Source organism: Mesorhizobium atlanticum, from assembly GCF_003289965.1.
Lineage (GTDB): Bacteria > Pseudomonadota > Alphaproteobacteria > Rhizobiales > Rhizobiaceae > Mesorhizobium > Mesorhizobium atlanticum.
This window is the reverse complement of the sequence record NZ_QMBQ01000001.1, coordinates 40987-56164: the sequence shown is the minus strand read 5'-3', so window position 1 is coordinate 56164 and position 15178 is coordinate 40987. Positions and strand designations below refer to the sequence as shown.

The 15178-nt window shown below is 65.7% G+C and carries 16 protein-coding genes; 5 read left to right on the top strand and 11 right to left on the bottom strand.

Going from position 1 to position 15178, the window contains the following annotated elements:
* Window positions 1-9: 9 nt before the first annotated feature.
* The 5 genes from DPM35_RS00340 to DPM35_RS00320 all read right to left on the bottom strand — a co-directional run bounded on the left by DPM35_RS00340 (window position 10) and on the right by DPM35_RS00320 (window position 4149).
* On the bottom strand, window positions 10-483 hold the full coding sequence (locus DPM35_RS00340) for a MaoC family dehydratase (RefSeq protein WP_245431379.1): 474 nt from the start codon (window positions 481-483) through the stop codon (window positions 10-12).
* Window positions 480-1775: an NAD(P)/FAD-dependent oxidoreductase gene (locus tag DPM35_RS00335; RefSeq protein WP_112125372.1), complete on the bottom strand. Its 1296-nt coding sequence runs from the start codon at window positions 1773-1775 to the stop codon at window positions 480-482. The genes DPM35_RS00340 and DPM35_RS00335 overlap by 4 nt, the downstream gene beginning before the upstream one ends.
* A 12-nt stretch (window positions 1776-1787) precedes the next feature.
* Window positions 1788-3014 (bottom strand): flavin-containing monooxygenase, encoded by a 1227-nt coding sequence (locus DPM35_RS00330; protein WP_112125371.1) that lies wholly within the window; start codon window positions 3012-3014, stop codon window positions 1788-1790.
* 59 nt (window positions 3015-3073) lie between these two features.
* Window positions 3074-3652 (bottom strand): OsmC family protein, encoded by a 579-nt coding sequence (locus DPM35_RS00325; RefSeq protein ID WP_245431378.1) that lies wholly within the window; start codon window positions 3650-3652, stop codon window positions 3074-3076.
* A gap of 248 nt (window positions 3653-3900) precedes the next feature.
* On the bottom strand, window positions 3901-4149 hold the full coding sequence (locus DPM35_RS00320; RefSeq protein WP_181591877.1) for a DUF1127 domain-containing protein: 249 nt from the start codon (window positions 4147-4149) through the stop codon (window positions 3901-3903).
* Between the two features lie 251 nt (window positions 4150-4400).
* Between DPM35_RS00320 and DPM35_RS32110 the strand changes: the two genes are divergently transcribed.
* Both DPM35_RS32110 and DPM35_RS00310 read left to right on the top strand, forming a co-directional pair.
* On the top strand, window positions 4401-4616 hold the full coding sequence (locus tag DPM35_RS32110) for a hypothetical protein (RefSeq protein ID WP_146767896.1): 216 nt from the start codon (window positions 4401-4403) through the stop codon (window positions 4614-4616).
* Between the two features lie 412 nt (window positions 4617-5028).
* The gene (locus tag DPM35_RS00310; RefSeq protein ID WP_112125367.1) at window positions 5029-5241 is read left to right on the top strand and encodes a hypothetical protein; all 213 of its coding nucleotides are present in this window, start codon (window positions 5029-5031) and stop codon (window positions 5239-5241) included.
* Between the two features lie 103 nt (window positions 5242-5344).
* Here the strand turns inward: DPM35_RS00310 and DPM35_RS00305 are convergent, their stop codons facing one another.
* Genes DPM35_RS00305 through eglC form a run of 3 tightly spaced genes read right to left on the bottom strand, consistent with a single transcriptional unit; the run spans window position 5345 to window position 9862 of the window.
* Complete coding sequence (locus DPM35_RS00305; protein WP_112125366.1) at window positions 5345-6664, bottom strand: HlyD family type I secretion periplasmic adaptor subunit; 1320 nt, start codon at window positions 6662-6664, stop codon at window positions 5345-5347.
* A 3-nt stretch (window positions 6665-6667) separates the two neighbouring features.
* Window positions 6668-8425 (bottom strand): type I secretion system permease/ATPase, encoded by a 1758-nt coding sequence (locus DPM35_RS00300; protein ID WP_112125365.1) that lies wholly within the window; start codon window positions 8423-8425, stop codon window positions 6668-6670.
* Between the two features lie 12 nt (window positions 8426-8437).
* Window positions 8438-9862: an endo-1,3-1,4-beta-glycanase EglC gene (eglC, locus tag DPM35_RS00295; protein ID WP_112125364.1), complete on the bottom strand. Its 1425-nt coding sequence runs from the start codon at window positions 9860-9862 to the stop codon at window positions 8438-8440.
* A 463-nt stretch (window positions 9863-10325) separates the two neighbouring features.
* On the opposite strand from eglC, the gene DPM35_RS00290 reads away from it, so the two are divergent.
* Window positions 10326-10769, top strand: coding sequence for an SRPBCC family protein (locus DPM35_RS00290; RefSeq protein ID WP_112125363.1), 444 nt, complete (start codon window positions 10326-10328; stop codon window positions 10767-10769).
* An 88-nt stretch (window positions 10770-10857) separates the two neighbouring features.
* Window positions 10858-11097 (top strand): hypothetical protein, encoded by a 240-nt coding sequence (locus DPM35_RS00285; protein WP_112125362.1) that lies wholly within the window; start codon window positions 10858-10860, stop codon window positions 11095-11097.
* A gap of 125 nt (window positions 11098-11222) precedes the next feature.
* Here DPM35_RS00285 and DPM35_RS00280 read toward each other — a convergent pair whose 3' ends face one another.
* The 3 genes from DPM35_RS00280 to DPM35_RS00270 form a co-directional block, all read right to left on the bottom strand.
* Window positions 11223-11927 (bottom strand): SDR family oxidoreductase, encoded by a 705-nt coding sequence (locus DPM35_RS00280; RefSeq protein ID WP_112126175.1) that lies wholly within the window; start codon window positions 11925-11927, stop codon window positions 11223-11225.
* A gap of 156 nt (window positions 11928-12083) precedes the next feature.
* Entirely contained in the window at window positions 12084-13322 is a 1239-nt protein-coding gene (locus DPM35_RS00275) for a patatin-like phospholipase family protein (RefSeq protein WP_245431377.1), read from the bottom strand.
* Window positions 13323-13447: 125 nt separating this feature from the next.
* Window positions 13448-14347 (bottom strand): SMP-30/gluconolactonase/LRE family protein, encoded by a 900-nt coding sequence (locus tag DPM35_RS00270; protein WP_112125361.1) that lies wholly within the window; start codon window positions 14345-14347, stop codon window positions 13448-13450.
* 101 nt (window positions 14348-14448) lie between these two features.
* Between DPM35_RS00270 and DPM35_RS00265 the strand changes: the two genes are divergently transcribed.
* Entirely contained in the window at window positions 14449-15177 is a 729-nt protein-coding gene (locus tag DPM35_RS00265) for a FadR/GntR family transcriptional regulator (protein ID WP_245431376.1), read from the top strand.
* Window position 15178 lies beyond the last annotated feature (1 nt).

Sequence of the window (15178 nt, the reverse complement as noted above, 5' to 3'; positions counted from 1 at the left end):
GCGAAGTCCTCAGCCCCTGGCGAGCGGCACGGTGAACACCGTCGCGGTGCCGGTGAGGCAAAGCTCGCCGGCTTCGTTGCGCACCGATGTCTCCAGCTTGGTGATCGGCTTGTCGGCGCGCACCTCCTTGACCTCGACGCGGCCGGTGATCAGTTCGCCGACGCCCACCGCCTTGACGAATTTCCACGAGACCTCGAGGAACACCGAGCCGGGGCCGGGAAGGTCCTCCGCCACCATCGCGTTCAGGATGCCGGAGGTGACGCCGCCCTGCACGATGAGCTTGCCGAACACCGAAGCCTCGGCCAGCGCCTTGTCGTAGTGCAATGGGTTACGGTCGCCGGTCATATCGGCGAAGGCGTCGATATCCTGCGGCTGCGTGCGCCGCGAGCGCTCGGCGAAGGCGCCCACCTTTGGCCGCCCCTTGATGACGCCAACCCAGCCGTCCTTCATCACATGCCCATCCTTTATCGAATGCAAAGTCATGGTCTTGCTCCGGTTCGGTTGCGAGTGAGGTTAGAGCCGGTCGACGCCGGTGGCTCGTCCTGATTGGCCGGCGCATGGTGGGCCGTCGGCCGCGATGCGGGGAAGGGGGCCCGGCGGACGGGCATGGGTTGCCCGGCCAGCGCCTGCACCTCCGCCTTCAGCACGGCGCTGAAGCGGCGATGCCGCTCGCCGAGGTCGTCGAGCGTCCAGTCGAAGCCGGCGACGGCGTCGGTGGTGTCCAGGATCTGGTTCGCGATCATGTCACGCTGCCGCTGCCAGATCGCGAATGCCGCCTCCGAGCCGTCGAGGATGGCCCGCGCCAGAGTCTCGGCGTCGCGCAGCGCATCGGAAATGCCGTGCGAGGTGATCGGGTCGCGGAAGAAGCCGGCGTCGCCCACCAGCGCCCAGCCGGGGCCGTGCGGCTGGCGGATATAGCCCGGCACGCCGCGGAACGCCTGCAGCCGCGCATCCTTCGGCGCCCGTGCCGCCTGTTCCGCCAGCGCCGGCGAAAGCGCTTCGAGCACATCCATGCGGGCACGCGCGTGGCCGAGGCGGAAGCGCTGGTCGAACAGGCCCGTCGGCACCGAGGCGACGATGCAGGCGAGGCCGTCATTGGTCGGGATGAAGGAGCCGGCGATCCCGTCGCGGAAATACCAGTGATAGCCGGCGCCGGGCTCGAACGGCGCATAGCCATAGACATGGGCGGCCGACACCGAGCCGCGTCGCAAGAGCTGGGCGTCGACGCATTTCGCCACCAGCGAGCCGACACCGTCGGCGCCGACCACGATATCTGCGCTGACCCGCAGGGACGAGCGGCCGGCGGCGCGGATCTCGATGCCGCGCACCCGCCCGCGCGTGTCGGCGAAGAGATCGCCGACCGCGACTTCGTGCAGGATCTCCGCCCCGGCCTTGCGCGCCGCATCGACCAGGATGCGGTCGAGCACCGTGCGCCGCGGCGCGATCAGGCCGGGAAGCTCCGAACCGGAGGCGAGGGGGATGGTGATCTCGTTGTCGCCATAGTGGAAGGTCGTCGTCTCGATCAGCGGCGTGCCGGCCTCGAGCAGCGGCTCGAGCAGGCCCCAGCGCCACAATTGCAGCACCGCTGGCCGCATCAGCGCATGCGTCGACAGCGTGTCGGAGCCATAGGGCTTGCGGTCGATCGCCAGCACCTTGAGGCCCGCGCGGGCAAGCAGCATCGCGGTCGCCGCACCCGCGCAGCGCGCGCCGACGATGATGGCGTCGTAATGGCCGCGCCTGGGGGAGGCCATGAGGGAGATGGGATTGCTTGTCATGGTCGTTGTTCCTCAGGCCGCCTTGCGGCCATCGCAGTCGAGATGACGGGAGATTTCGGCGGCGATCGCCTCGGCGTCCGCGCCGACGCCGCCGATGAAGTTGGAATCGCGCTTGCGCAGGAAGCGGAAGCCGAGCGCGTAGAGGCCGGGCACGCTGGTGACGCCGCCCTGATGCGCGAGCTCGCCATCGGCGCCGAGCGCCAGCGGCTCCAGCCAGCCGAACGAGCGCGCATAGCCGGTCGCCCAGATGATGGTGCGGATCGATCCGTCCGTCAGCGACAGCCGCTCGCTCGAAGCCGATGGCAGCGCCACCGGCTCGGGTCGGTAGGGCGTCGCCGAGCCCGTTAAGCGGTCGATCTCGTCGAGCAGGCGCGCCTGCTTCGCTTCGGCTGCCGCGATGTGCTGGCCGAGATCGCCGGCGAAGCCGATCTCGCGATCGCCGACGCCACCCACCCGCCCGGTGAGTTCCACGCCGAGCGCCTGCAGCGTGGCGAGGTCGACATCGGCCCTGTCCGGCCGGCCGGCGAGCTGCAGCGATGGCTGGCGCCGGGCGCCTTCCGGATTGGCCAGGTCTTCCGGGCGCTGCGCCATCAGGCCCATGGCGCGGAGCCAGAAGAAGATGTCCTGGCCGCGCCATGTTCTGGGCAGGCGCGTATGCTTGCCGACCGAAAGCACCACGCGCCGCCCGGCGCGGGCGAGCTCGTCGGCGATCTGCACGCCGGAGGACGAGGCGCCGACGACCAGCACGCCGCCGCCCGGCAGCTCGCCGGGCGAGCGATAGTGCGAAGCGTGGATGCTGAGCGGCCCGCGAAGGGTCTCAGTCGAAAAAGGGATGACCGGCCGGTCGCAATGCCCCGTCGCGACGACGACCGCGCGTGCCGACCAGTCGCCGGCGTTGGTGCGCAAGGCGAAGCCGTCGCCGGTTCGCTTGGCGGCGAGGACCTCGACATTGGTCTCGACTGGCGCATGCCATTGCCAGGCGTAGCGCTCCAGGCTTTCCACGAAAGCCCCTTTGCTCATGAAGCCGTCGGGATCGCCGCCCTTATAGGGCGAGCCGGGGAGCGCGTTCAGCCAGTTCGGCGTGAGCAGCCGAAGCGAGCGCCAGCTCTGCGAGCGCCAGCGCTCCCCGATGCGGCCGCGCTCCAGCACGGCATGGTCGATGCCGGCCTGGCCGAGGCAATGGCTGAGCGCAAGGCCGGCCTGGCCCGCGCCGATGATGACGACGTCCGCGCGTCTCATGTTCTGTTCCGTCAATGGGAGGAGAGGCGGCCCGGATCGGTTCCGGACCGCCAGCCGGCTTACTGGATGGTCTTGATGCCGACGGTGACCGGCACGCCCTTGGTCAGCACGTCGAACACGGCCGAACGCGCGCGCGACTGCTCGACCAGCTGCTTGAGCTTCTCGGCCGGCGCGTCGCCTTCGATCTCGAACGACACATGGATGTTCTGGAAGCCGTTGCGGACCTCGTCGGAAATGCCGAGGATGCCGCGCAGGTCGATGTCGCCGTCGACCGAGCACTTCACCTTGGTGAGCTTGATGCCGCGCGCGGCGGCGATGTTGGCCACGCCCGCCATCAGGCAGCCCGCCAGTCCGTGCAGCAGCCACTCGACCGGGGTCGGCGCATTGTCGGCGCCGCACAGGATCGCCGGATGGTCGGCGTCGGCATAATGCGGCTTCTCATGCTTCTGCTCGTTGCCGGCGCCGAAGAAGCCGTTCATGACGGTCTTGCTGTGCGTGCCTTCGATCCACTCATTGTGGGCGCGGAACTGGAACTTGGCGAGTTCCGGTTGCCCGGCGACGAAATTGATCGTCGCCATCAGGTTCGGCGTGTCGACGCCATTGAGCGGAAGCCGTGCAGGTTTGGTGTTGGGTTGCATCTTCATCTCCAAAGGTTGTTTTGCGGCTTGGTTGCCGTGACGGCCTCTGTTTGCCGATGGAGCGTTTGAACGAGAGTGGATGCGACCGTGGAATTTTTCATACGCTCACCGTGGAAATGGCGTTGGACGTATCGTTTGAAACGGCATGGCCCACCGCCTGAACCGAATGCGCCGAAATGCAGAAAGCCCCGGGCGTTGGGAGGGCGCCCGAGGCTTGTCGACGGCGTGGCCGCGATCGCCAACGGCGGTCACCCCCCGTCGCGGATGTCCATCCCGTCGGTGTCGGATGCGGCGGAGCGCATCGAGGTGTAGTGATCGATCTCCGAGCGGGCGATGCCCATGTCCTTGAGCAGAAAGTCGGGCATGGCCTGCAAGGCGGCGCGGTCGCTGCGCATCTTCATCGCATGATAGAAAACCCTGAGCGCCCGGCCGGCAAAGCCGATCGGGCCGATGCCCGACCGGCCGTTTTCATAGGCGGTATGTTCCAAACTCGTCATCGTCGTCTCCATCCTTTGCGGCGCGACCGTTTCGCGTCGTCGATGGCGGGACTGTCGCTGACGACCGGGGGAGCCAGCGTTGGAGCGGGCGTCGAAATTGCCGTGGAATCTGGCGGTTTCTCAGTTTGAAATATCGTCCTTTGCCAATGGGCTCGGAGCGCGCCGTCGCGAAGTCTTTGGTCTTCCCGTTATATAAGGAATAGCGTATATAATGGCTGCGTTACTGTGCTCATTCAGAGGGGAAAGAAGTCATGCGCAAACAGAAATCGCTTGGACTGGCGCTTCTCGCTTCTGTATCGCTTTTCCTCGCCGACGCCGCTTTGGCGAAAGATGCCTATAAAACACCCTGCAGGGCGGATGCCCAGCGATTGTGCAAGATGGTCGACAATGCAAAGGGGTTAAGCTGTCTTAAACAGCACATCAGTGAGCTCACTCCTGCGTGCAAGACGTTCCTCTCCAAAAAATAGACTGCAATAGCTGTCAAGGAACGTAGCGACTACACGGCGGACCACACGGACCGCCGGATAGTTTTTGCGACAGTCAGGAAATCCGCACCGGCCGCGTCCAGCAAAACGCAGTCGTACGGGTCGAAGCCGGGCGAGATCGCGTCGCCTTCGACCGGCCCGCGGCCCGCGATCGGGTCGCGGCGCCGCTTTGCGGGCCCGCAAACGAAGGCGCGGGCGGACATCGGGAATGAGGCTGGCGGCTCGCACCCTCGGCTGAAACCCCGTGCGTCAGGCAAACAGCCGCTCGAACCGGTTCAGGAGCGAAAACGGCGGGGAGGAGCAACCAGATGACCGTCCTGGCGTTGAATGGCAGCAGCCGGCCCTGGCCGCAAGCCCTGGGCCGCCGCGAAATGCTCTTTTGGGAGCAGCGCTCATGCCTCCACTGGTGCTCTTTGTCGTCAAGAACCTCGCTACCGGGGCGATCATCGGATTGGCGGTGGCGTGCTGGCTCCTGGCTTTCGGCACGCTCGGCAGCCATCTGTCGCCAGGCGGGGGCGACTATGTGGCTGTCGGCATGATCGCCTATTCGATGGCGTCTTGCTTCGGGATGGGATTCCTGGCCACGGCGCTTATCTTTCTGGAATAACCCGTCTGCCCAACGCCGATGCCCTGAGCCGTAGCTGTTTATCCGGGCCTGACCGTGAGCCTGCCGCTCACCGCGACGGCCGCCGGCAACCTGCGGTCCGCCCCTACCTTTCCGCAAATGCCCGCGCGAAGGAATCCATCATCGGCCGCACCAGATATTCGAAGAAAGTCCGGTCGCCGGTGCTGATGAAGGTGTCGACCGGGGCGCCGGGATAAAGCTGTTCTTTCTTCACGCCGGGTGGCAGGGCGTCCGCGATCTTCAGCCTGGCGCGGAAATAGGGCTCGTGCGTGGTTTCGTCGATCAGCCGGTCGGCGGAAATCTCGCTCACCGTGGCCGCGACCTCCGGGGTCAGGCGCGTGTTGAGCGCGGAGAGCCTGAGCATCGCCTTCTGGCCGACATGCACCTGGTCGATGTCCCTCGGCCTGAGCTTCGCGTCCACCAGCAGGCCCGACGACGTGGGCAGGATCTCCATGATCTTCTCGCCGGGCGCGACCACGCTGCCTTGCGCATTGTAGGTTGAGGACACGACGATGCCCGCCGCCGGCGCGGTGATCGTCGTGCGCTTCAGCACGGCTTCCGCCGCGCGCATCTGTTCCTCGATGTCGGCGAGGTTGGTGCGCACGTCGTCGAGCTTGGTCAGCGCCTCCTCGACGCGCTGCGTGGTGGCGCGCTCGGTCTGCGCCTCGGCCTCCGCGATCTGCGTCTTGGCGGAGGCAAGGTACGCTTCCAGCGCGCCGGCCTGGCCGACGAGGTCGGCCTCCGAGCGCAGCAGCTGCGAATATTCGCTGCGGTTGGTGAGCCCCTTGCTAAGGAGGTCGGTCTTGATGCCGAGCTCCTTCTTCACCACCTCGGCCTGCTGCTCGATTGCCGCCTTCTGCGCGATCAGGCCCTTGACGGATTCGCGATGCATGGCGACGCGCTGCGCCAGGATCGACTGCTCCGAGCGGAAGCGCGCGAGTCTGGCGTCGAACTCCTTCTGCTGTTCGCGGATCAGGTTTTCGAACGCCGGCTGGAACGGCGCCGGCGCGGGCGCGGTGATCGGCGCCAGCCGGTCCAGCCCGTCGCGCTCGGCTTCCAGCCGCGCCGCACTCGCCTTGAGCGCGATCCATTGCCGGGTCAGTCGGTTGAGATCGGCCTCCGGCGCGGTGCGGTCCAGCAGGATCAACTCCTGGCCCTCGCGCACGCGGTCGCCTTCATGCACAAGTAACTTGCTGATGATGCCGCCCTCGCGATGCTGGATCAGGATGTTGCCGCCGGTCGCGGCGATCGTGCCTTGCGTGATCACCGCGCCGGCCAGCGGCGCGCTCGCTGCCCAGTAGCCGAAGCCGCCGACCAGCAACGCGATTGCCGCGTAGCCGGCAAAGGCGGTGCGGCGGAAGTCTGTGCGCGGCCGGTCGTCGAAGGTGAGGCTTGGCGCGGACATCGTCTACGACCCGTGGCGGATGGTTTGCGAGGCGCGGATGACCGGCGCGAACGAGCCCGTCACCACCGTGTTCTGCCGCGCGCCTTTGCCTTTGTCGACGGTCGACTGCCGCAGCACCTCGGCGCTCGATCCGAACGCCTCGATGACGCCGCCGCGCAGAACCATCACGCGGTCGCAGGCGGTGGCGATGGAGGGGCGATGGGTGATCACGATCGTGGTGACGCCCGCCGCGCGCGCGGCCGCCAGCACCGCTTCGAGCGCCGTTTCGCCGGCGCCGTCGAGATGCGTGCTCGGCTCGTCCAGCACCAGGATGCGCGGATTGCCGTAGAAGGCGCGCGCCAGCCCGATCCGCTGCCTCTCGCCGCCCGACAGCGTCCCGGCCACCATCGTCTGGTAGCCGTCGCGCAGCGAAAGGATCAGCTCATGCGCCTCGGCGCGTTTGGCAGCTTCGACGATCGCCGCGTCGTCCGCGCCTGCGTCGAAGCGGGCGATATTCTCGCTGACCGAGCCGGGGAAAAGCTCCACCTCCTGCGCCAGATAGCCGATATGCCGGCCAAGCTGGTTCTCGTCCCAGGTCCTGAGCTCGGCGCCGTCGATCCTGACCGAGCCGCCGCTCGGCTGGGCCGCCCCGACAAGCAGCCGCGCCAACGTCGATTTGCCGGCACCGCTCGGGCCGACGATCGCCACCGCTTCGCCGGGCTGAATAGCGAAGCTCAGCCGCTTCAGGATCGGCTCGGCGCCGAAGCTGGCGTTGGGCGCGATGAAGAAAAGATCCTGCGCGGCAATCGCGCCGGTCGGATCGGGCAGGGCGAGCTTGCGCGCGTCTGTCGGCTGCCCAGCAAGCGCGACCTGCAGCCGCTCCCAGGCGCGCCTGGCCTCGCCGATCTGCCGCCACGAGCCGATCAGCTGGTCGAGCGGCTGCAGCGCGCGCGACGACACCAGCGAGGAGGCGAAGATCATGCCGGCCGTCATCTCACCCTTCAGCACCAGCCAGGCGCCGGCGCCGAGGATCGCCAGCTGCAGCATCATGCGCAGCGCCCGGGAAGCGCCGCTGAAGACGGCGTTGGCGCTGGCCGAACGGTCATGCAGCACAAGCGCTTCCGCCACATGCCGCCCCCATGCGCGCGCGGCGTTTTCGACCATGCCCATGGCGCGCAGCGTGTCGGCGTTGCGGGTAAAGGCCTGCTCGGCCCGGCTGGCCAAGGCCGAACGCTCCGCCGACAGCGCATCGTTCCTGCCGATCGCAAGCTGGTTGGCCACGACCAGCACGACCAGCAGAGCGGTGCCGCCGAGCGTCACCCAGAACAGCACCGGATGGATCAGGTAGAGCAGGCCGAGGAAGACCGGCGCGAAGGGCAGGTCGAACAGCACCGAGACACCGCGCGAACGGATAAAGGCGCAGACCGAGGCGAGGTCGGCGAGCGGCGACGGCGTGCTTCTGGCGCCGAGTGAAGCAGCGAACATCCTTGCGCCCAGCCTGTCGTTGACCGTCGCGGCGATGCGCTGCGTGTAGACGGCGCGGATGGCGTCGAGCAAGCCGAGGAAGCCGAGCGCCGCGACCGCGATGACCGACAGATAGACCAGCGTCTCGACGCTGGAGGAGGGCAGCACCCGATCGTAGACCTGGAGCAGGTAAAGCGGGACCACCAGCAGCAGCAGGTTGATCAGCAGCGAGAACAGGCCAACATCGCTGACTGCGCGCAGGAACACCCCGCGCAGGGAAACGGGCGGCAAACCAGTCGGAGGGCGCTTTCGCGACATTGCCCTGGACGCCTAGGCTGTCTGTCCGCCCGTGACGTTCAAATGACTCTGCTGCAGCTCGTCCAGCGTGTAGGCGTGGATATAATCGATCTTCATCTGCGCCGGTGTCGCCAGATGGTCCGGCGGCGCGCCGGCCTGGCCGCCCACCGCGAGATCGACCAGCATGTACATCGGCTTGTTCATGTCCGACGGCGTCGCCGCCCACGCGACCTGCACGCCGTCATAGGTCCAGACCAGCTTGTCCGGCGTCCACAACAGGCCATAGGTGTGGAAGCCGGCGGTGTCCATGACGTTCACCGTGGATCCGACCGTCGTGTGCTGGCCCGTCTGGTTGGTATGCGCGGTCATCAGCAGCGAATTCGGCTTCTGGCCGTACATCTCCATCACGTCGAGTTCCGGCGGCCACGAACCGTCTTCCGGCAGCAGCCAGAAGGCCGGCCAGGCGCCGGCGTTTTCCGGCAGGTCCGCGCGCATTTCGAAATAACCATAGGTCTGCGAGAAGGAGTCATGTGTGGTCAGGAGGCCGGAAGTGTATTCGTAATTGTTGATCAGCGGCTTGATGTCGGCCGGCGCCTGCGCAGCGGTGATGGTGAGCACGCCATTGTCGACGCTGAACGGATGCACCGAGCTGGTCGGGGCGTAATTGGCGTCGATATACCATTGCAGCTCGTTGTTCCGGACCAGCGTGCTGCCGTTCGCCGCGCCCCACCAGAAGTTGGTGTCCCAGGTGCCGCCCTGGCTGCTGTGCAGGTTCAACGTGTTGAACTCGTCGCTGAAGGACAGCGTCATGCCGGACTTGTCGATCGGCAGCTGGAAATTGTTGGGCTGCAGCTTGTCGATCGTGGTGTTCTTGAATTCGAGGATTTCGCCCGATCCGAGGTTCAGCACCACATTCGGTCCCGCCTGGATCATGCTGTCGTGGACGGCGGCGAACGAAGTGAAGCTGTAGCCATCGAGCCGCACGGCATCGTTCGAGGCGAAATTGACGATCGAGTCGCTGCCGTTGCCCTTGGCGATGATGAAAACATCGGCGCCGCCGCCGCCGTCGATCAGCACATCGTTGCCCGCTCCGCCGTCGATCGTCTGGCCGCCCGCCGTCGCGGTGATGATGTTGTCCAGCGCATTGCCGAAGGCGTAGTTGTGGGCGTTGGTGACGACGAGGTTCTCGACATTGTTCGGCAGCGTGTAGCTCATCCATGTGTTGATGGTGTCGACGCCCTGTCCGGCGTACTCGACCACCTTGTTGCCCGCCGAATAGAGGTAATAGATGTCGTCGCCTTGGCCGCCATACATGGTGACGTTGACGCCGCTGGAGGCCCAGATCGAGTCGTTGCCGCTGCTGCCGTTGAAGGTCGGTCCAGACGTTGCCGAAAACCAATGATTGGAGGCGCCGCTATAGTAGAGAGGAACGCCTACCGCGTTGACGACGAAGCTCATCGTGCACTCCTTCCTCGGTGGTGGCTGATTTTCAGGCCAACCTACAAAGCCGGCCTATGGTTCCAAGGAATCGCGTCACAGTACAGATAAAAAATTACCGTTCATCGATTAATGATCGGAAATAGACATAACAAGGGTTTCTAATACAATTTAAGCGCGATAATTACACCTTGAATTACTCAATTTTACTCAAAATTGCGAGGCTCATGCTGAAATATTTGGCAGGATGCCGCTCGTGGCCACAATTGACCAGCGCAGCCGCGTGCCATGACAGAGGGTTGAGTCGCCAAGCGCGACGGTGGACATTCGAGCTGGAATGCCGATCGCAGCACCTACGTCCTGTCCCCGTCACAAAGCGGGCGCGGTAGCCGCCGGGCAAAAAATTTGGCAGCCTCTGTCGGATCGGCTGGGAGGCATCCGTCCTTGGGGCATCGATCAACGAAACCAGAGAGGATATCGAGACATGCCGAGCACCATCCATCTGCACCGCGTCCTGGCGACCAAGCCGGAGAAGGTCTACCGCGCATTCGTCGAGGCCGATGCGCTGGCCAAGTGGCTGCCGCCGAACGGCTTCACCTGCACGGTGCATGAGTTCGAGGGCAAGGTCGGCGGCAGCTACAAGATGTCCTTCCGCAACTTCACCACGGGCGGCAGCCACTCCTTCGGCGGCGAGTTCGTCGAGCTCGTCCCGGGCGAGCGCCTGCGCTACACCGACCGCTTCGACGATCCAAATTTGCCGGGCCAGATCGAGGTGACGGTGACGTTGAAGAAAGTGTTGGTCGGCACCGAGATCAACATCACCCAGGCCGGAATCCCGGACGCCATCCCCGCCGAGGCCTGCTATCTCGGCTGGCAGGAATCGCTGCGCAACCTGGCCAAGCTCGTCGAGCCGGAGATCAATCAGTAAACCTAGCATAAGGCGGCGGCCTGTATCGCGGCCGCCGCCTTACCAAAGGTAAGCAAAATTTCACCAAGCGCTGTTAAAAACCGCTGCCATGGATCGCAACAAGAACAACGACCTGTTTGTCCTGATGGCCGCGCTCGCCGCCATCGCGATCTACAACATTGCCTGCGGCATCAAGACGGGCGAAGTCCGAGGCAAGTTGCATTGGGTCGCACTGTCGGACGATCCGACACGATTCTGGAACATCGTGGTCGGCAATTCGATCGTCCTGGTGGGCTCGATAGCCTTCCTATGCGTTCTGTGGGTGCTCAATTCCCGCAGGCCGGGATGATTCGAGGCGGCGTCCTAGAGCGTTTCACCGTTTCACGGAAACGGCGAACCGCTCTATCTCTTTGTTTTTACGCAATTCCGGACGGAAAACCGCTCACACTTTTCCTGGAATTGCTTTAGCCGCCCTCACAATGCCCTGGTGATGCCGCCGTCGACGCGGATGTTCTGCCCGGTGATGTAGGCCGCCCCATCCGAGGCGAGGAACGAGATCGTCGCGGCGATCTCTTCCGACGTGCCGTAGCGCTTCATCGGCACGCTGCCACGGCGCTCATCGGTCGCCGGCAGGCTGTCGATCCAGCCGGGCAGCACATTGTTCATGCGGATGTTGTCGGCGGCATAGGTGTCGGCGAAGATCTTGGTGAAGGCGGCAAGCCCGGCGCGCGCCACGGCCGAGGTCGGAAACATCGCGCTCGGCTCGAACGCCCAGGCGGTCGAGATGTTGATGATCACGCCGGACTTCTGTTTCTGCATCACCGGCGTCACCAGCCGGGTCGGGCGCACGGCGTTGAGAAAATAGGTGTCGATGCCCTTATGCCAGTCCTCGTCGCTGATCTCGATGATCTGCGCGCGCGGCCCGTGGCCGGCGCTGTTGACCAGCACGTCGATGCGGCCCCAGCGCTCCAGCGCGCCGTCGGCAAGGCGCTTCAGGTCCTCGTTCGACTGGTTGGAGCCGGTGACGCCGAAGCCGCCGAGTTCCTTGCCCAGCGCCTCGCCCTTGCCGGAGGAGGAGAGCACGCCGACCTTAAAGCCGTCCGCCGCCAGGCGCTTGGCCGCCGCCGCCCCCATGCCGCTGCCGCCCGCCGTCACCAGAGCTACTTTTTCGCCTGCCATGTCGCTGTCCATTTGTTGAAATTGTTGAAAGCGATCCTGTTAGCATGCGCAGGGCAGGGCACGAACCGGATTGGATTGCGCCAAGGCGATTAGCGAAAGCCGCGGAGCGCCTAATCTCCCCCACAAGGGGGGAGATCAGCGGCTTCAGCGCCTCGCTCAAACCTTAAAAACACCCATCATCATCTTCGAAACCCTAGCACAGCGCCCCGGCTTCACATCGCCCGCCTTGAGCGGCACGCCCTTTCCCGGCGCCACCGCCGGCTCGTACCAGCTCCTCAGCGCCTGGTCGGCGGCGCAATAGCCCCAGTTCACCAGATCGACGGTCTCTTCGCTGCCCAGGAAATGCAGCGATGTGCCGATATCGGCCGGCGCGGTCTCGGCGGTCTGCACGAAAGTCGGCTCGGTCGCGTCCGGCTTGCTGGCGATCGACCAGAAGACGCCGCGCGCCGCCGCATAGTCGGGCCGGGTCGCGTCTTTGGGCAGTCCTCGATCGTCGGCGTCCTTGGCCGCCTGGAAGCGCGCCACCAGATCCCGTCGCCGCAGTGACCGCACCTGGTTGTCGGTGGTGTTGGCGACGCGTTTCAACTGCGAGAACCAGTTCCAGTAGCCGGCGTTCGAAGCCTGCCAGGGCGCGCCGGCATCGCTCACCAGCAGCCAGCGGCAGCGCTTCAGCGCCGGCTCGACGCCGTGATTGTCGTAGACGCCGCCATCGGTGAGCACGGCGCGGGATGGCGGCACCGGCGGGCCGACCGAAGGGTCGAGCTTGTCGTTGGTCCAGGCGAAGGGCGTGAGGTCGAGCCGGAGCGGCGACAGGAAAGGCGGGAAGGCCGACGAGGCGGCCACCGCAAGAGCCACCGGAAGGTCGGCGCCGTAAGCGACGCCGATGCGATAATCGGCGATGTAGCGCCGCGACAGGCGAAACAGCGAGCCGGTGCCGAGATTGCTCGAGCAGAACACGAACCAGGGTTTTTCCGGCAGGCTTTTCAACATCGGCCTGGAGCCGTCGAACAGGCGCTGCTCGTAGCAGGCCGCGACTTCGCGCGCCGCGCTTGAAAACGGATTGAACAAGCCCTTGAGGATCGACGGCGCGTCGAGAAAGACCTGCGAGAACTCCACTATCCTGTCGAGATAGATATCGAAATTGGTGGCGACTCCGCCCGTGAAGACGAAGCGGGGCCAGAGCACCGCCAAGAGCCCGGCCGCGATCGAGCCGCCCGAAACCGAGCTCACCATGTCGAGCTTCTGGAGCAGCGCCGCCTCGTTCAGCCGCGCGAGCGCGCCGGCGTGGAACAGCATGGCGCGGTAGCCGCCGCCCGACAGGCAAAGGCCGAGGTCGTAGCGCTCGGCCTTGCCGTCATCCACGTCCGGTGCTGACCCGGCCGCAATCGGTTCCATTGCGCCCCCTCCGACTCCGGCGTCCTCGATCTTGGCTTTGGCCAATCCAGCCCAGTGCCGGCCCTCTTGCAAGTGGGGGAACGCGTAACTTCACGGACTGGAACCGGCCACGACCGCCGGGAAGATTATCCGAACCGGTTTCCCGGCACTCCCCGCACGCCGGGCTTGAGCGCGAACAGGCCGCCTTCGGAGGGATTGGCGGCAAGATGCCCGGCGCTCATCGTGAAGCGTGCGGAGGTCACGAACAGCGTGTCGAGCCCGGCGCCGCCGAAGGCGCAGCTCGTCGGCCAGCCGCAGGGCAGCTCCGCGACCCGGTTCGGCCTGCCGTCCGCCGCGATGCGCAACACGCAGCTCCCGCCCACCACGCGGCAGTTCCAGATGTGGCCCTCGACGTCCAGGCATGAGCCGTCGGGCAGGCCGCGCGGGAAATCGGCGAGGAAGACAAGCCGCTCGCCGAGCCGCGCGGCTTCCTTGTCCCAGGCATAGCTGTAGAGCGCATTCTTCGTCGTGTCGGCGGTGACGAAGCGGCCGTCCGGCAGCCAAACCATCGTGTTGGTGATGCCGAATCGGTCCTTGCCGAGCGCCGTCACCGTGCCGTCCGCATCGACGCGATAGAGCCGGCCCTCGTCGCCGGTGATGGCCCGCGGCGCGTCGTCCGGCCCGATATTGTTGGCCATCGTGCCGACCCAGAACGAACCGTCGGGCGCCACGACGCCTTCGTTGAGCCGTGTGTCCGGCCTGTCCGGCTCGATCGTCGCGATCGTCCGGAACGGCCCGCCGAAATCCCAAAGCGCGATCTCCTTGCGCAGGCCGACGATGGCGCCGCCATCGTTTCTCAGCCCGATCGAGGTGACGAGATCAGGGGTCGGCCAGCTTTCGTGGGCGCCGCTCAGCGGATCGAGCCGGTGAATCCTGCGGCCGATGATATCGACCCATACCAGTCGGGCTCGGGCTTCGTCCCAGACCAGGCTCTCGCCGACCACGTCGCGTGCGTCGAAAACCAGGGCGGCTCCAATATCGGACATCGAGCTCCTCCGTCTCGTTTGGAATCGGCTTGACATATATCTTTCGCCTGAATTATGAGCAATATTACAACAACCTGTCATACAGGTTATGGGGAAGCAATATGCAAGGATCGATGGAGCCGACAGAGCCAACGAGCGAGCCGAGCCCCGGCCTGGTGAGCGCGGCGATCCAGGCGATCACCCAGCACATCCGCGCCGAGGGCTTGGCGCCGGGCGATCCTCTGCCCAGCGAAGCCGCCATGACGCGCCAGCTCAACGTCTCCCGCACCGTGGTGCGCGAGGCCTTCCGCTCGCTGTCGGCGATGCGCCTCATCGACATGAGCGCGGGCCGCCGCGCCACCGTCGCCAAGCTCGACACCGGCGCCATGTCGATGGTCATCGAACATGGCATCACCACCCACCAGATCAGCGTCCAGCAGGTCTATGACGTCAGGCGCACCATCGAGATGCGCACCGTGGCGCTGGCGGCGCTCCGCCGTACCGACGCGGAAGCCGCCGCCATCGCCAGCTCCGCCCGGTTGATGCGCGAGAATTTCACGAATCCCGAGGCCGTCATGGAACACGACATCGCCTTCCACGAAGCGATCGCGGCCGCCTCGCACAACCCGGTCTTCTCGCTGATCGTCACCGCCTTCAGCGGCGTCACGCGCCGCACCTGGGTGATCGGCTGGCGGACCCGCTCGTCCGACGAGGCCCAGCTCAAGATGATCAAGGGCCACGAGGACATCGCCGACGCCATCCTCAAGGGCGATCCACGGCTGGCGGCCGAACACATGGCCGAGCATTTCGACAAGAGCGTCAAGGCGCTCATCGACGCGGGGATCGCCTGAC

Excerpts from the sequence above, each read along its gene's own strand:
- DPM35_RS00340 (WP_245431379.1), bottom strand. The coding sequence starts at position 483 with ATGACTTTGCATTCGATAAAGGATGGGCATGTGATGAAGGACGGCTGG.
- DPM35_RS00335 (WP_112125372.1), bottom strand. The coding sequence starts at position 1,775 with ATGACAAGCAATCCCATCTCCCTCATGGCCTCCCCCAGGCGCGGCCAT.
- DPM35_RS00330 (WP_112125371.1), bottom strand. The coding sequence starts at position 3,014 with ATGAGACGCGCGGACGTCGTCATCATCGGCGCGGGCCAGGCCGGCCTT.
- DPM35_RS00325 (WP_245431378.1), bottom strand. The coding sequence starts at position 3,652 with ATGCAACCCAACACCAAACCTGCACGGCTTCCGCTCAATGGCGTCGAC.
- DPM35_RS00320 (WP_181591877.1), bottom strand. The coding sequence starts at position 4,149 with ATGACGAGTTTGGAACATACCGCCTATGAAAACGGCCGGTCGGGCATC.
- DPM35_RS32110 (WP_146767896.1), top strand. The coding sequence starts at position 4,401 with ATGCGCAAACAGAAATCGCTTGGACTGGCGCTTCTCGCTTCTGTATCG.
- DPM35_RS00310 (WP_112125367.1), top strand. The coding sequence starts at position 5,029 with ATGCCTCCACTGGTGCTCTTTGTCGTCAAGAACCTCGCTACCGGGGCG.
- DPM35_RS00305 (WP_112125366.1), bottom strand. The coding sequence starts at position 6,664 with ATGTCCGCGCCAAGCCTCACCTTCGACGACCGGCCGCGCACAGACTTC.
- DPM35_RS00300 (WP_112125365.1), bottom strand. The coding sequence starts at position 8,425 with ATGTCGCGAAAGCGCCCTCCGACTGGTTTGCCGCCCGTTTCCCTGCGC.
- eglC (WP_112125364.1), bottom strand. The coding sequence starts at position 9,862 with ATGAGCTTCGTCGTCAACGCGGTAGGCGTTCCTCTCTACTATAGCGGC.
- DPM35_RS00290 (WP_112125363.1), top strand. The coding sequence starts at position 10,326 with ATGCCGAGCACCATCCATCTGCACCGCGTCCTGGCGACCAAGCCGGAG.
- DPM35_RS00285 (WP_112125362.1), top strand. The coding sequence starts at position 10,858 with ATGGATCGCAACAAGAACAACGACCTGTTTGTCCTGATGGCCGCGCTC.
- DPM35_RS00280 (WP_112126175.1), bottom strand. The coding sequence starts at position 11,927 with ATGGCAGGCGAAAAAGTAGCTCTGGTGACGGCGGGCGGCAGCGGCATG.
- DPM35_RS00275 (WP_245431377.1), bottom strand. The coding sequence starts at position 13,322 with ATGGAACCGATTGCGGCCGGGTCAGCACCGGACGTGGATGACGGCAAG.
- DPM35_RS00270 (WP_112125361.1), bottom strand. The coding sequence starts at position 14,347 with ATGTCCGATATTGGAGCCGCCCTGGTTTTCGACGCACGCGACGTGGTC.
- DPM35_RS00265 (WP_245431376.1), top strand. The coding sequence starts at position 14,449 with ATGCAAGGATCGATGGAGCCGACAGAGCCAACGAGCGAGCCGAGCCCC.